Origin of the sequence: Sphingobacterium sp. xlx-96 (genome assembly GCF_011007365.1) — a bacterium.
Classification (GTDB): domain Bacteria; phylum Bacteroidota; class Bacteroidia; order Sphingobacteriales; family Sphingobacteriaceae; genus Sphingobacterium; species Sphingobacterium luzhongxinii.
Window position 1 is genome coordinate 1 of sequence record NZ_WFKM01000013.1, and the last position, 14,498, is coordinate 14,498.

At 41.9% G+C, this 14,498-nt stretch carries 10 protein-coding genes; 4 read left to right on the forward strand and 6 right to left on the reverse strand.

Features of this window, described 5'->3' with window-relative positions; all coding sequences use genetic code 11:
* Positions 1-433, forward strand: a 433-nt coding sequence (locus tag G7B20_RS16065) for a hypothetical protein (protein ID WP_164112448.1), incomplete at its 5' end; no start/stop codon positions are given.
* 921 nt (positions 434-1,354) lie between these two features.
* Here the strand turns inward: G7B20_RS16065 and G7B20_RS16070 are convergent.
* Both G7B20_RS16070 and G7B20_RS16075 read right to left on the reverse strand, forming a co-directional pair.
* Positions 1,355-2,548, reverse strand: coding sequence for a DUF1501 domain-containing protein (locus G7B20_RS16070; RefSeq protein ID WP_164112449.1), 1,194 nt, complete (start codon positions 2,546-2,548; stop codon positions 1,355-1,357).
* A gap of 12 nt (positions 2,549-2,560) precedes the next feature.
* Positions 2,561-3,958 (reverse strand): DUF1800 family protein, encoded by a 1,398-nt coding sequence (locus G7B20_RS16075; protein WP_164112450.1) that lies wholly within the window; start codon positions 3,956-3,958, stop codon positions 2,561-2,563.
* A gap of 266 nt (positions 3,959-4,224) precedes the next feature.
* On the opposite strand from G7B20_RS16075, the gene aspA reads away from it, so the two are divergent.
* Positions 4,225-5,634, forward strand: a complete 1,410-nt coding sequence (aspA, locus tag G7B20_RS16080; protein WP_164112451.1) for an aspartate ammonia-lyase — start codon at positions 4,225-4,227, stop codon at positions 5,632-5,634.
* Positions 5,631-6,980 carry an anaerobic C4-dicarboxylate transporter family protein gene (locus G7B20_RS16085; RefSeq protein ID WP_164112452.1) on the forward strand — a complete coding sequence of 450 codons (1,350 nt, stop codon included), beginning with the start codon at positions 5,631-5,633 and terminating at the stop codon, positions 6,978-6,980. Before aspA ends, G7B20_RS16085 begins: the two co-directional genes overlap by 4 nt.
* Before the next feature lie 163 nt (positions 6,981-7,143).
* Here the strand turns inward: G7B20_RS16085 and G7B20_RS16090 are convergent, their stop codons facing one another.
* Positions 7,144-8,403 carry a tetratricopeptide repeat protein gene (locus G7B20_RS16090; RefSeq protein ID WP_164112453.1) on the reverse strand — a complete coding sequence of 420 codons (1,260 nt, stop codon included), beginning with the start codon at positions 8,401-8,403 and terminating at the stop codon, positions 7,144-7,146.
* 694 nt (positions 8,404-9,097) lie between these two features.
* Here G7B20_RS16090 and G7B20_RS16095 point away from each other — a divergent pair.
* Positions 9,098-10,534, forward strand: a complete 1,437-nt coding sequence (locus G7B20_RS16095; RefSeq protein WP_164112454.1) for a hypothetical protein — start codon at positions 9,098-9,100, stop codon at positions 10,532-10,534.
* Between the two features lie 68 nt (positions 10,535-10,602).
* On the opposite strand, the gene G7B20_RS16100 is transcribed toward G7B20_RS16095, so the two are convergent.
* The 3 genes from G7B20_RS16100 to rpoN all read right to left on the reverse strand — a co-directional run bounded on the left by G7B20_RS16100 (position 10,603) and on the right by rpoN (position 14,290).
* A complete protein-coding gene (locus G7B20_RS16100) occupies positions 10,603-10,950 on the reverse strand; it encodes a hypothetical protein (RefSeq protein WP_164112455.1) in 348 nt (115 codons plus the stop codon).
* A 102-nt stretch (positions 10,951-11,052) separates the two neighbouring features.
* Positions 11,053-12,705 carry an ABC1 kinase family protein gene (locus tag G7B20_RS16105; RefSeq protein ID WP_164112456.1) on the reverse strand — a complete coding sequence of 551 codons (1,653 nt, stop codon included), beginning with the start codon at positions 12,703-12,705 and terminating at the stop codon, positions 11,053-11,055.
* Positions 12,706-12,829: 124 nt separating this feature from the next.
* Positions 12,830-14,290: an RNA polymerase factor sigma-54 gene (gene rpoN, locus G7B20_RS16110; RefSeq protein ID WP_164112457.1), complete on the reverse strand. Its 1,461-nt coding sequence runs from the start codon at positions 14,288-14,290 to the stop codon at positions 12,830-12,832.
* Positions 14,291-14,498: the final 208 nt, after the last annotated feature.

Below are 14,498 nucleotides of genomic sequence, written 5' to 3' on the forward strand. Positions count from 1 at the left end.
GGGTTTTCGAGCGCGCTGTAGGGCTTTCGGGAGCAAAGTGGAGTCTATGATCGTCGGTAGTAAAATAATGCAGGAGAAAAGCTTAAAATGGCTTAAACAAAGAACGTATGGCCGAGGGCCTATGGCAAGTGGGGTGTCTGCAAAGACAAAGCTGGTGCCAGTAGGCGAGCGACCTCTCCACTACGGCCGAGGGGACGAACAAAGAGGGGTGTGGCTCCCGGGAGCTATCAGCCATAAGCTATCCGCTTGTTTAATAATATTTTGTGTTGTGTTTAGTAGTCCCGCCACAAGCGGGGCGGTCGCTCAGACGCAGCCGGGGTCGGTACTCCAAGGTGAGGTACGCTCGGCTGCCGATGGGGCGATCATCGAAGGGGCGACGGTCACGAACGGCAAAAATACCGTACATACAGATGCAAAAGGCGGCACGTTCTAGCCTTTTGTCGTTAATGTGTTCTTGTAGGCTTTGCTGGTGTAGCTTTTACCTTTTAGTCCCATCCTGCTCTATATTGTATCATTACTTTATATTTTCAGTAATAAGATTCTAGTTTAGTGTTGATATCACGAAATAGTTTACATAGAGGCGATGGTTTATCCATTTTTAGAAAGTCAAAAAAACGAAAGATTTTTAAAAGAAATTACAAGGGCTTATTCACGAAAAGTAAGAAGTGTAATCGGCTCGTGCTGGCGTAACGCGGATTATCTCCTCCGGAGTGATTGGGATTCTATATCCGTGTTGATAAATTTTGTTATGTTAAATAGAGGGTCTTGGAAATGTTTCGGCCCGTTATTGCATTTTTAAGTAGTATTGTGCTTTTTTACGGTATTGGAGCAACTGGGAGAGCGGTTTTAAACCGTTGATCTTTATTTGTAACGATGAAGAGAGGATATCATGCCGAAAGACTAACGGTAATGCTATTACCAAAGCCGGATAGAGGAGTCGTCACTTTGAGGGGAATCAACAATTATCAATTTTTAAACAGGGGACTATTCACTGCTCCACAGGATGTACAATGCCTTAATGTTTAAAGCAGCAGATGTCGTGCAAGGGAGGAATCAAATTTGAGTTTTAAAGTTGGGGTAAGAGAGCGGAGTGGCTAGATAAAATTAGTGGAAATAGTCATTTTTTGCCATTGCGAATTTTGCAATAGTTTAAATTCTGTTATTTCTTTAAAGTAAAACAACGTTATTAATCAGTGTTATTATTGATTTTATATGATGTTTTAGTATAAGTTAAGTAATACTTTATATACGGTCTTGACTTAAGCTTCCGCTGACCCACTCCGCTCTTGTTTTTGCGACAGAAGAAGTGGGAAGTTATGCTAGTGAATTAAGAGATGTCGTATAACTTATTCTCTCAAATGAAATCAAGTGTTTTGAAGTCTCTGCCCAGTATATCTGGGGCGCTGCTGTTTAACCATTTATCTAAGATGGTCGCATATACATTTTTAAAGTCTACGCTGTACTGAAGGTCACCACTGCTCAGGTTGGATAGGTCGGGCAACGCATTGATAATTCCTTTTTGTCGTAGTGCGCCGCTGATGAAAAACATATTGTTTGCTGTCCCGTGGTCAGTGCCTGCGCTTGCATTTTGGGCGACGCGACGACCGAACTCGGAGAAGGTCATAATGAGTGTGTCTTTGAAGCGATTTTCCTTTTTTAAATCCTTGATAAACACTTCTAATCCGGCATTCAGTTCTTTGAAAAGTTCAGTTTGTCTACCGACTTGTCGTACGTGGGTATCAAAGCTACCCAATGAAACGTAATACACGCTGGTATTGATATCACTTCGGATCAATGAAGCGATATGTTTGAGATTATTGCCAAATGCGGTCGAGGGATAGTCTGCCGTACTGGGGTTTGTTCTTGATTTTTCTAAGATATAGTTGGTGCTATTGATCGTGTCTCCCAATATTTTGTACAGATAGTCGGCCATCTCGTGTTCATGATGGTGTACCTGCCCGATATTTTTGTAGAACTGTTCCTGCGATTTTGTATATAGTTTTCGTGGATCTCGAAAGGTGATACCTTGGTACTGTTCTCCTTTAAGCGCCAGGCTTAAAATGTCGTCGGTCTCGATAAGCTGAACAGGCAGGTCGCAGTCTTTGCATTGATGGTCCAGATAGCGACCTAGCCAACCTGTTGACAGGTATTCGTCGGGGTTGCTGGCTGTATGCCAGATATCCATACTCCTGAAGTGCGAACGGTTGGGCTCGGGATAGCCAACATTGTTGAGCACAGCCAGACACCCTTCGTCATGTAATGTCTTCAATATCGGGAGATGGGGATTGAGCCCCGCATCATCGTTTATCCGTAAAGCCTGATTTTTGCCGATAGCTATCGCTGGCCTACTGCTATAGTAAAGGTCATTGGTATAGGGTATAAGGGTGTTTAATCCATCATTACCTCCGGTCAGCTGTATGACTATCAATACTTTTTGCCTGCCATCAGGTAGGGTGTTTCCTGCCATGGCATTCAAAAATTTGGGGAGAAATAAGCTTGCTGAGGCAAGTGCTGTCGTTTGTAAAAACGTTCTTCTTTTGATTAACATGATGCTTGAGGTTTAACAGAGTTGATATTCGGGTAGATTCATCAGGGCCTGTGCATATTCATTTTTATCACCGCCACTTTTGCGCTGTAACAACGATCGGGTCTCCTGCGGGATTGCTGCCGCACTGATGGATGTGGTAATGGTGGATTCATTTTGCTGGGACAACCAGAGATTCCACGCGGGGTTGGAGACAATCCTGCCACGCTGCTGAAGACGTACGATATCATCTGGATTGGATAGACCCATATTGGTATCGTCGTCACTTTTGGTTCTTAAATTGGCTGTTACTGCCCCTGCGATAATCTGTGGTAGCTGCAACCGTACCATTAGCGTGCTGCTGTCCAACCAGTTTTTGCCGGATGGCCAGCCAGCAATACTGGGCGGATTAAATAAAACCTGACCCAACTGCTTTTGGGTCCGATACTGTAATTGTTCTTCTATGGCGGCAACAGGGGATAATCGCTGCATACCGACCAATAACTCGATCGGGGATTTTACCCGGTTGCCTGTATATTGCGATGCATAAAACCACTCGCTATCAAAGATACTATCCAATAACTGCCGGATATTATAGTCTTTGCGAAATGCTGCAGCCAACACTTGGACTCTATGTTGGTCTACCGTCTCACTGACAAAATAGCGGTATACCTTTGTGACAATAAAAACCGGAGTCTGGGGATGGTCTAGGATGATGTCGATTACATCATCGCCATTGAAGCGGCCTGTCTTACCAAGTATCTGCTTAATACCGTCATCATGCAATCTGCGATGGAATACAAATCTTCCATCTTTGCCAACTCCCCAACCTGTAAACGCTCGGGCCGCTTCCTTGATGTCTTGCTCGGTGTAGTGGCCGATCCCCATGGTAAAAAGTTCCATGATCTCGCGTGCAAAATTTTCATTGGGTGAGCTTTTTCGATTCTGTTGGTTATTGAGCGAGAGTACCATGGCGCCTGATTTGCTTACTTCGCTTAAAAGATCACGGAAATTGCCTAAAGCGTTGCGCCTGATACTATTGACGGCGTCCTGTTGTAGAAAACTATTCGGGTGGCGTATAGCAAAGTGATGATGCCAGAAGAAGCTTACTTTTTCGCCAAGTTGATTGGTGCTGTTTACCATTGAACGTATCCATTGCTGATTAAATTCTTTGATATCCTTGGCGCTTTGTTGCCTTATCTTTCTGTTCCACGCCTCTTTTTCTGCTTTGCTAAGATCTGCGCCTGCACTCTTGTCGTAATTATCCTGGACGAAGGAACTGGAGGGGCTGATATCGGGTAGGACTGTCAAACTATTGCTTTTTATGTTTTGCCATAATTGTCTAGTAGTCAGTTTGTCTAATTTCTGAATATCTGAAAGAGCTGGGCCAAAGCCACTACGCCATAGTAGGTGCAGGTTTTTACTTTTCTCCATGATAAGGCCTATTTAAAGTAAGATAATTGCGTGTTACGATTCTTTAGATATAAATAACAGTAAAAGGTTCAATCTGTTCTAATTTTTTTTACCCAGAACATTGAAAGTTCCCAGGAAGGTCGGGGTAAACTGGTAATGGAGGAAAACTGCAAAAATCGCTTTTAAAATACCACATAATTATATTGCGCGTAAAGGCTAATTTATGTAGGTTTGATACCGATCACTTATATACACCAAATACAAACCATATAAACAAACAGAACACGATGACAACTTTCAGAATTGAACATGATTTCTTGGGGGAAAAGGAAATTAGCAACGACTGCTACTATGGGGTGCAGACGATGCGCGCCAAAGAGAATTTTGATATTACAGGAATACCGATCGGTAGTGAACCGCTTTTTATTAAAGCCTTTGGTTATGTCAAGAAGGCCGCAGCCTTGGCCAATAGAGATTTGGGTATCCTGGATCTGAAGAAAGCTGAAGCAATTGCTTATGCCTGTGACCGTCTGATTGCGGGTGAATTTGCCGATCAGTTTGTGAGCGATCTTATTCAGGGGGGTGCCGGCACCTCTACGAATATGAATGCAAATGAGGTGATCGCCAACCTAGGGCTCGAATACTTAGGCCATAAAAAGGGAGAGTACCAATACCTCCACCCCAATAACGATGTCAATCTATCCCAAAGTACGAATGACGCCTATCCCTCCGCTTTTCGAATTGCGGTCTATCTTAAGATAGCTTCATTTTCGCAGGCGCTGGAAGAGCTTCAGATGGCATTCTATTCGAAAGGAAAGGAATTTGAAGGGGTCTTGAAGATGGGGCGTACCCAATTGCAGGATGCCGTACCGATGACACTGGGACAGGAATTTAACGCCTTTGCGACGACTTTGGGTGAGGACGTGTTGCGTATACGGGAGGCTTCTCTTTTGATCACGGAGGTGAATATGGGGGCTACGGCGATCGGTACAGGAGTGAATGCCCCTGAAGGGTACGCACAACTATGTGTCAACTACCTCGCAGAGATCAGTCAGGTGCCGGTGACGCTCGCGGCAGATCTTATCGAAGCGACTTATGATACAGGAGCTCTGGTACAGCTGAGTGGTACGTTAAAGCGGAATGCTATAAAACTAAGTAAGATATGTAATGATCTGCGGTTGCTGAGCAGTGGGCCAAGGTGCGGTCTTAATGAAATTAATCTGCCTGCTATGCAGCCGGGATCGTCGATCATGCCGGGCAAAGTGAATCCGGTCATCCCTGAATTAATGAATCAGACCTGTTATTACGTAATCGGTGCTGATCTGACAGTGACTATGGCTGCGGAGGCCGGACAACTGCAGCTTAATGTTATGGAGCCTGTCATGGGGATGGCACTATTCACCTCTTTACAGTACCTGACCAAGGCATGCCGCACACTAAAAGATAAGTGTGTAGTGGGGATCACTGCTAATGTGGAGCATAGCAAAAATATGGTAATGCAAAGTATCGGTATCGTGACGCAACTGAACCCGATATTGGGGTATGAGGAGTGTTCGTCTATCGCTAAGGAGGCTCTTAGCTCGGGCAAGTCTATATACGAAATAGTCGTGATCGAACGGAAATTAATAAGTCAGGCGAAGTGGGAAGAGATCTATTCGATTGAAAACCTGATCCATCCCAAATTTATTGCCCGATGATATTTGTGCAGTTAGCAATCTTACTGGGGATGATATTGATCGGATCCCGGATGAAAGGAATAGGTCTGGGGGTGATGGGGATGGTCGGTCTATTGATTTTTGTGTTTGTATTTGGTATGACTCCTGCTGAGCCTCCGATCGCGGTACTATTGATTATTCTGGCTATAGTGACTACGGCCGCTACTTTGCAGGCTGCAGGTGGACTGGATTATCTGGTTAGTATCGCCGAACGTATCATCCGTAAAAATCCAAGCCGAATAACGTTTATTGCGCCGTTTACGACTTATTTTTTATGTCTATTTGCAGGCACCGCCCATATCGTGTATTCGCTGCTGCCTATTATTTCGGAGGTGGCTGCCAAACAGCGTGTGAGACCCGAGAGGCCACTTTCTGTATCGGTAATAGCATCGCATTTAGCGATCACCGGAAGCCCTATGAGTGCGGCCAGCGCATCTTTGGCTTCTATACTGGCGTATTCATCTGCATCTATTCATATCATGATGATCTGTATACCGGCCGCGATCTGTGGAATATTGGCCAGTATATTAGCGGTATGGAAGAAAGGGGTAGAACTGGATAGGGATCCCGTATTTTTGGAAAAAATGAAAGATCCTGAGTTTGCGCGCTCAATGGATCCGATGGAAGTTGATGAAGGAAAGAAGGTGCATTATGAACCGAAGCCGGGAGCAAAGACAGCGGTAGCTATCTTTGCCTTCGCTATTCTTCTGATTGTGATTTTTGGTGCTTTTCCGGGGTTGGTACCTCATGTGGGCGGTAATCCTAGTTTTAGCGTAAATGCAAACGGTAATATCAACCTTACCACACTGATCATGATCATCACGCTATCGGCGTCGGCGATGATCATGTTGGTCACCAAGACTTCGACTGCCGAGGTAGCGAAGATGAGCCTATTTACATCGATGGCGACAGCTGTCGTATCGATACTCGGGGTGGTGTGGATGAGTGCTACGTTTATGTTGGCCAATGAGGCGGCGATCGAACATACTTTTAAGGGTATCGTCACAGCGCAGCCTTGGACATTTGCGATAGCATTATTTCTGATGGGTGCGTTGACATTCAGCCAAGCAGCCACCACACGTACAATCATGCCTATGGGCGTAGCGCTAGGAATCACTAATCCGCACCTACTGGCCATGTTTCCAGCTGTAAATGGTGACTTTCTACTCCCGGGCTATCCGACTCTGCTGGCAGCCATAGATTTTGATCGAACGGGAACAACCAAAATCGGAAAGTTTGTCGTAAATCATAGCTTTATGCTGCCTGGTATAGTGGCCATCGTCGTGACCATACTGGTCGGCTTTGCATTAACGGGGATATTGCTTTAAGTAGAAAGACCTGCACACCTGCAGGTCTTTCTATTACTTGGCCGATTCTCCATTTAAAAACGAGCGAACGAACTCGTCATCCTGGAGATCGGGATAGTCGCGGTGTACGCGGTCAATCTCTTGCATTTCACTTGCACCAGTATTACGGAAAAAATCACTACGATCAATCTCCTAAGTCGGTGAACCTAGTTTTATCCTTAAGCAAAGCTGAACGATTGTCGATGTCCAATATTTCGTAAATAGCTTTTAGATGATACTTAACCGTGTTTTCGGATATAAATAACTCTGTCCCAATTTCTTTATTGGTCTTGCCTTGTCTAACGAGTTCAATTACTTCAATTTGTCTGGCCTTTAATTTAGTGTTCTTTAGTTTTTTGCTTATATCGTCTTTTACTTCTTCCGAAGTACGGTTGATATATTGTTCTAGTCTAATGCGCATCTGATCCATTTCTTTTTCCATCAGGATTCGACGGTGCTTGTTTGATTGATAGAGTTTGAACAGCACAAAAATAAGAGTACATAGAAGAATAATAATACAGGAAAATAGCCACATAAGATTTTTCCGGTTTACGATTTCTATCTCATTGCGTTGTTGTAATAGCTCTTTTTCAAGTAGGTTAAGTTTACCACTTCTATTGGCAGCATCGTATTGACGACGGGCCTCGCTAACGGTTTTTTGCGCCAGATAGGCTTTTTCATACTCTTTATTGGACGTATAATAATAGATGATGGTCTCGTACATCATGATTTTATAAATGTCGATATCATACATGTTTGCATATTCAAGTCCCTTTTCAAATGCCGCTAAAGCCTCCTTTTTAAGGCCCATATTGTTATAAAGCTCTACTTTGACTTTATAGATAATAGGAAGGTGTTTGGGGGATTCTTTCTCCAAAAGCTGGATACAGTCATCGAAGTGTTGATCAGCCTCTTTATAGTTGCCTTTGTGAAGTTCGAGGTGGCCAAGGATACACTGATAGAATGCGCGGGTCTCTTTTTTGACATATTGAAGATTTTCGGGCTTTACTTGTTTTAGCAGTTCTAGGTACTCCTTTTCATTCTTAAGGTCAAAATGAATGAGTATGCGCTCAATAATGACCCGGATGTTTAGCTGATCTTCTTTGTCTGTATTTTTAATTTCCTGAGCGGCCAGCTCTAGATTCTTTAAGGCACCAGAGTAATTATACAGCTGTTTGTAGGTTAGTGATTTTTCTAAGTATGCATAATAACGGTCATAAACGGTAGAACGGGGATCACTTATGATTTTTTCTAAAATAAGGATAGACTTTTCGTTTTGATTGTTATCATTTAAGGCTGAAATCTCTTCATGCAACTGAAGGGGGTCAATCTGTTGGCAATATGATGTGACGGTAAGAAATAATATTTGTGCTAATAAGAAGATGAATTTTGAATTTGTAAACATAACTTTCGTCTGCAAATATTGCGTGTAAATGTAATAATCGAATCGTTTGGCCTGCGCAAAATGAATACAAAGGTACGTTTTTTTTATCCTAAGAAGTACTCCGGTGTGTTTCTTTTGGGGAATCAAGGTTTCCAAATTCATGTCGGCGATTAGGAGATTATCGGTATATAGACCTTCTTTGGATGTAAAAGTCTCACCGATATACTTGATATATAAGGTTTCTTAATTGTTTATAATGCCTTTTCGAGAACCAACACCTTGACGTCAAAAAAAACCTATTATAGCTGTGATAGCCTTTTTTTCCGATGTCGATTACAAAGAATACGTATGGAGCTGCCCTTGACAAAAGAAACTCTAGAGGTGCTAAAGTAAAAACAACTGAAAAAGGTATGTTTTTTCTTTCCGGCTTAGTTTCATATGGTTGATAATCAGATTTTTTTGACTTCTTTATTGTAAAACAAGAAGGATGTGGTGTTGAAAAAAAATTAGCGACAAGGAAATATAGGGTTTCTTTAATCGGTAATAAATTGCTATTTTAGTTTTGTTTTTTAAGCCTGAGTATCTCAGATAGGACTTGAAAATTTGCATAAACTCACCTTTGAAACTGGGACTATGTGAAAGAAAACTGATTCGGAACTGAATAATAGCGTGAATTGTAATCTGGAAAATATGTGACGCAGGAAGGAGGAATATCTTGGAAATAGATGAAAATAGTAGCGGTGCTCTTCGTAGGCTCAAAAGAGTCCCAAATAGAGGAGCTTATGAAGTGAAAAGTTGTTTAGATAGAAAACATATATCACCATATGGGCGCATCTTGTATGTAAATAAAGCCGCGCGCGATGGAAATGGCTCGGGTAAGAATTGGGAAAATGCCATAGTTGAACTCGCTGATGCATTGAGATGGGCTTATGAAAATAAAGATAAAGGCCTATGGTCGGAGGCCGAACCATTGCAGATATGGGTAGCTGAGGGAACTTATCGGCCGATGTACAGCCCTGAAGATGGTAAGCACTTTAGTACCCCCATTAAGGAGCCGAGAGATCGAAGTTTTTTGCTGGTCAAGAATGTGCAATTGTATGGTGGTTTTCCGATGTCGGGTAATCCAGGGATGTCTGACCGCCTGTTAAAACTTAGGGGTGGTAGTGCAACTATTCTGAGTGGAGACTATAAGGGAGATGATAGTATTGTCGGCAAAGGAAAGGGGCTAAAAATGACAGATAGAACGGATAAAGCTTTTCATGTGGTGTTATTGGCCGGGGATATGGGCGAAAAGTGTAGGCTGGATGGATTTTCTATAGTGGGAGGTGGAAGCGACAACCAAGGATCATCAATTCGGGTGGCTGGGCATCGTTTTTGCAGGGCTTATGGTGGAGGGATATATAATATGGTGACGGCTGGATCTCCAACGTTTAAAAATCTGGAAATCTGTGATAATATGGCTTCTTCTACTTCTGCATATGCTTACGGAGGTGGTGTTTATACGGAATATAGTGGTGAAGGTGTAATGACTTGGCACAACAACAACATCCATAACAATACTGTTTTGTCATCATCGGTCGCTTCGGCTGCTTTTGGAGGAGCTGTTTATAACTGGAACTATGGTAAGGGGACAATGATATGGACGAATAATTATTTCAGTGATAATGCCGCCACATCAACATCATTGACTTACGGTGGAGCTATCTATAATGCGAATGAAGGTGTCATGACATGGACCAATACGGTCGTAAAAGATAATCATGCTACTTCGAGTTCATTAGCTTATGGTGGCGGAATATTTAATAGTAATAGTGGCGCTATAGCATGGATTAATAACCAAATTGTCGGAAATAGGGTCTGTTCTTCTCATTCTTCGGCTTATGGAGGCGGTGTTTATAATAAAAATACAGAATCTGGCACGATGACTTGGATCAATAGTAGTATCGTAGGGAATACTATTGTCGGAAATCCTAATTCGGTAACAGCGGGGATGTATAATAAATCAGGTACACGCATCAAAGTCTATAACAGTGTAGTTTATGGCAATGAAGGTGTGAGAAGTCTAGATGAGGACGCTAGCTTGGCAGTTCCGTTTTCAATTGATTTTTACTATACCAACTTTTTCATCGAAATCGACAGCGAACGTATGTAATGCGGGGAATTGCCATGCTGGAAGAGGTTAATCAATCCATTGCGGATATACGTTTTGGAAGCGGTCCACTACTTCTCGTCAAATAGTTCTTGAAAGGTTTTTCCGGTACGTGATAGGATAATGGAATCTGCAAATTGATTATATACTGCATAGTGTTGGTTGGGGATGTCAATATTATTTATCAACAAAATATTGTGTTCGCGTAAACGGTTAAATAGACGAGAGGGGGCTGCAGCGATCCCGAAATAATAATATTTGAGACTATCTTTGTCTAGATCGGATTCTGCGACCATAAAAACAGAGTCTCGTAGGGTGAGACCACCTGCATACGTTGCTTTACCACCTATAGGTGCTGAAGAATTACAGGAATAGGTGGATATAGCTAAACCTATAATAAATAATATATTGTTTTTCATATTTAGTTAGAATTGGTAAGCTTTGCTAAAAAGAGCAAGATAACAAGATAAAGTAAAGATACCAAAAAAATAAAAGAGCTAACTTAAGAGATAATACGTGATTTACGCTGTTTTTGCTTTTCGAATCCAACCAATGATCAACAAAGTGAAACTTAGGATAAACAATGTCCATGTGATCCATGGTAAACCCAAAAGTGCGGGCTGTTGGGTATCTGCCAGCAAGCAGGCACCAAGGAATGTAGCACAGGCAAGATATAGATGTCTGTTGACACTGTGATCTTTGCGTTGTTGTCGCTGAAATGTTTCGAGATCTTTGCTGTCCAACCGTATTTTTAGTTCGCCCTGTTCGACTTTATGGAGTAAATCTGTCATGGATTGGGGGGCTGTTGTCAGTGTACCTTGCAGTTGCTGTAGGGATTGCAGTATATTCTCGATGACATATGGAGGGGATAGTCGTTTGGCCATAATTTTAGCAACATAGGGTTTTACTTTGTCTATAATGTTTAAATCGGGTAGAAGGGATCTTCCTATTCCCTCGATAAGTACGATGCCACGAACCAAAAGATAAATATAATCTGGCATGAGGATGTCATTTTTATTGAGAATATTGGAGAATCTGGAAAATATGTCTTTGATATCGAGTTCTTTTAGGGTCTGTGAATCAATCATTGTAAACAATTGCTGGAGATCACGCACAAGGATCTTTTCGTTTGTGATATTGATACGTATTGACATCTTTTTGATGGATCGTATCAGGTTGTCGATATCTTTGTTTACAAAGTAGAGAATAAAGTTTTCGAGATATTCTTTGTCTTTGGGGAGTAGCTTGGCCATAGCGCCCAGGTCGATAAAGGCAATCTGACCGGAGGGTGTGACCAAGAGATTGCCCGGATGGGGGTCTGCATGAAAGAAACCATGCTCTAACACTTGAGTAAGATAAAGATCAAGTCCTGTGTCTACAATGTGCTCGGTGTCTAGCTGTTGCAACCGCAGTGCCTCAATATCTGTAATACGTACGCCGTCAATCCAGGAAATGCAGAGCAGATTGTCGGACGAGAGGTTTGCGTATACCTGCATGCGTTTGATTCGACGCTCCTCAGAAAAATTACGTGCAAACTGCTGGATATTTTTGAGCTCGTTGAGAAAAGAAAGCTCTTCCATAATATTCTTTTCGAATGCTTCGAAAACCTGGGGTAGATTGATCTCTCGTATGAGTGGATAATAGCTCATTAATACGTTGATTATATCTTTGATTAGGAGCAGATCGGCCGTGACCATTTCGCGTATTGCGGTTCTTTTTACTTTAAGGATTACGGTGTCGCCGTTGGCCAACGTAGCTTTATAGACCTGGGCAATGGAGGCTGAGGCAAAAGGCTCTTTTTCGATATGAAGGAATGTTTCCGTTATGTCTATTGGTAATTCGCTTTCTAACCATTCATGGATATTGATGTTTTCGGGGGCTACATTGTCTTGAAGCTTCTTTAATTCGAGAATGAGTTCGGCAGGTAATAAGTCTTCACGTGTAGATAGGGCTTGGCCAAACTTGACATAGGTGGGGCCGAGTTCTTCAATCACCTTGCGTATCCGCTCATAAAAGAGGGGCTGGTGATTGGAGGTTTCTGTCGGATTATTGGAATTGCTAGCTGTGTTACTGATCTTTGATTTAAGGTCTTCAAAGCCATATTTTCCCAATATACTGATAAGCTTGGCAGCTCTCTTTAGCTTGTTTTTTTGCTTAACTATAGGATTTTCCATGGATTATGGGGTTATCGTTAGACATTGTACAAGATAGTGTTTTTTTGTGAGGGAAGTTTTTTTACGGATACTTTCCTTCTGCAGGTCAAAACAGAAGGAAAGTTAAATAGGATTCGCCAAAGGACTAGAGTTCCTTACGTAATCGGGCAACCGGAATATTAAGTGCCTCACGGTATTTGGCTACTGTTCTTCTAGCGATGGTGTAACCTTTTTCTTTTAAAATATCGGTAAGTTTCTCGTCTGCTAGCGGTTTACGCTTATCTTCGTTGGCGATACATTCTTCGAGTATTTTTTTTACTTCTTTATTCGATACTTCTTCACCAGAATCTGTTTGAATAGCCTCAGAAAAGAATGATTTTAATAAAAATGTCCCAAACTCTGTCTGTACATATTTGGAATTGGCGACACGGGAGACGGTGGATATATCCATTTCGATCTCTTCGGCGATATCTTTTAGGATCATGGGTTTGAGCATACGGTCATCCCCGGTCAGGAAATAATCATACTGAAACTCCATAATTGCATTCATTGTCTTAAGCAGGGTCTGCTGGCGTTGTTTGATGGCATCAATAAACCATTTGGCCGAATCCAATTTTTGTTTGACAAACTGTACGGCCTCTTTCATTTTTTTGTCGCCTTTCTCTGCTTTTTCATAGTGTTCGAACATATCTTGATACGAACGGGATACACGTAGCTCGGGGGCATTTCGGCCATTGAGTGTGAGATGTAAGACGCCATCATCATTACTGATGTGAAAATCGGGGATGATCTGCAACTGCTTGCCGGCTACTGCAGCAGAATCTCCAGGTTTGGGGTTTAATTTTAATATCTCATTAACAATATCCTTCAGCTGCTCAGAGTTGACGTCAAGTTGCTTTTCGATTTTATCATAATGCTTTTTTGTAAACTCCTCAAGATAGTTTTGGACGACACGTATTGCCTGTCGAACGGTAGGGTTATTCTGGTCTTTTTTCTTGAGTTGGATCAAAAGACATTCCTGTAAGTCACGTGCGCCGATGCCCGCAGGCTCAAAGGACTGGATGACATGAAGCATCTCTTCGACTTCTGCCTCTTCTGTGATTACATTCTGTGAAAATGCAAGATCGTCGATAAGCGAAAGTATCTGCCGTCTTAAGTATCCATCGTCATCAAGACTTCCTATTATTTGATTTCCAATTAGATATTGCTTATCACTTAAAGCTAGTAAATCGAGCTGGCTCTGTAACTTTTCAAAAAAGGAATCTTGAATAGCAATCGGGATTTCCTTTTGCTCGTCCTCATCATCGCTAGAATAGTTACTGCCGTAGTCTTTGTAATCGTCTTCTTGTATATAGTCTTCTACACTGAATTCTTCGTCGAAAGAATCTTCACCGTTTTCATATTCTTCGGGGTCTTTGTCCGGGTATTCTTCTACAGGGTCATTCATATTGGCCAAACTGCCATCCTCTAATGCAGGGTTTTCTTCCAGCTCTTCTTTGATTCGTGTATCTAGAGATGCTGTAGGTACCTGCAACAGTTTTATAAACTGAATCTGTTGCGGAGAAAGTTTTTGTAATAATTTTTGCTGTAATGTCTGTTTTAGCATATCTAAGTTAATTACATGGGTAAAAATAATGATTTAAACCGATATTAGATATTGGATCTCATTTTAATTAAAACGGATGAACATATTTTAATAGAAAATACGGTAGTTAAAATATCGTGTTTCAGTAGATTATTAGAGTTTGTTAAAATTCGTTAATTTTATTGTGCGTAGTTTATTTTTGTTTTGTAAAATATCAGATTTCAAAACA

Coding starts and splice junctions, on each gene's coding strand:
- G7B20_RS16105 (WP_164112456.1), bottom strand. CDS start 12,705: ATGGAAAATCCTATAGTTAAGCAAAAAAACAAGCTAAAGAGAGCTGCC.
- rpoN (WP_164112457.1), bottom strand. CDS start 14,290: ATGCTAAAACAGACATTACAGCAAAAATTATTACAAAAACTTTCTCCG.
- G7B20_RS16075 (WP_164112450.1), bottom strand. CDS start 3,958: ATGGAGAAAAGTAAAAACCTGCACCTACTATGGCGTAGTGGCTTTGGC.
- aspA (WP_164112451.1), top strand. CDS start 4,225: ATGACAACTTTCAGAATTGAACATGATTTCTTGGGGGAAAAGGAAATT.
- G7B20_RS16070 (WP_164112449.1), bottom strand. CDS start 2,548: ATGTTAATCAAAAGAAGAACGTTTTTACAAACGACAGCACTTGCCTCA.
- G7B20_RS16100 (WP_164112455.1), bottom strand. CDS start 10,950: ATGAAAAACAATATATTATTTATTATAGGTTTAGCTATATCCACCTAT.
- G7B20_RS16085 (WP_164112452.1), top strand. CDS start 5,631: ATGATATTTGTGCAGTTAGCAATCTTACTGGGGATGATATTGATCGGA.
- G7B20_RS16090 (WP_164112453.1), bottom strand. CDS start 8,403: ATGTTTACAAATTCAAAATTCATCTTCTTATTAGCACAAATATTATTT.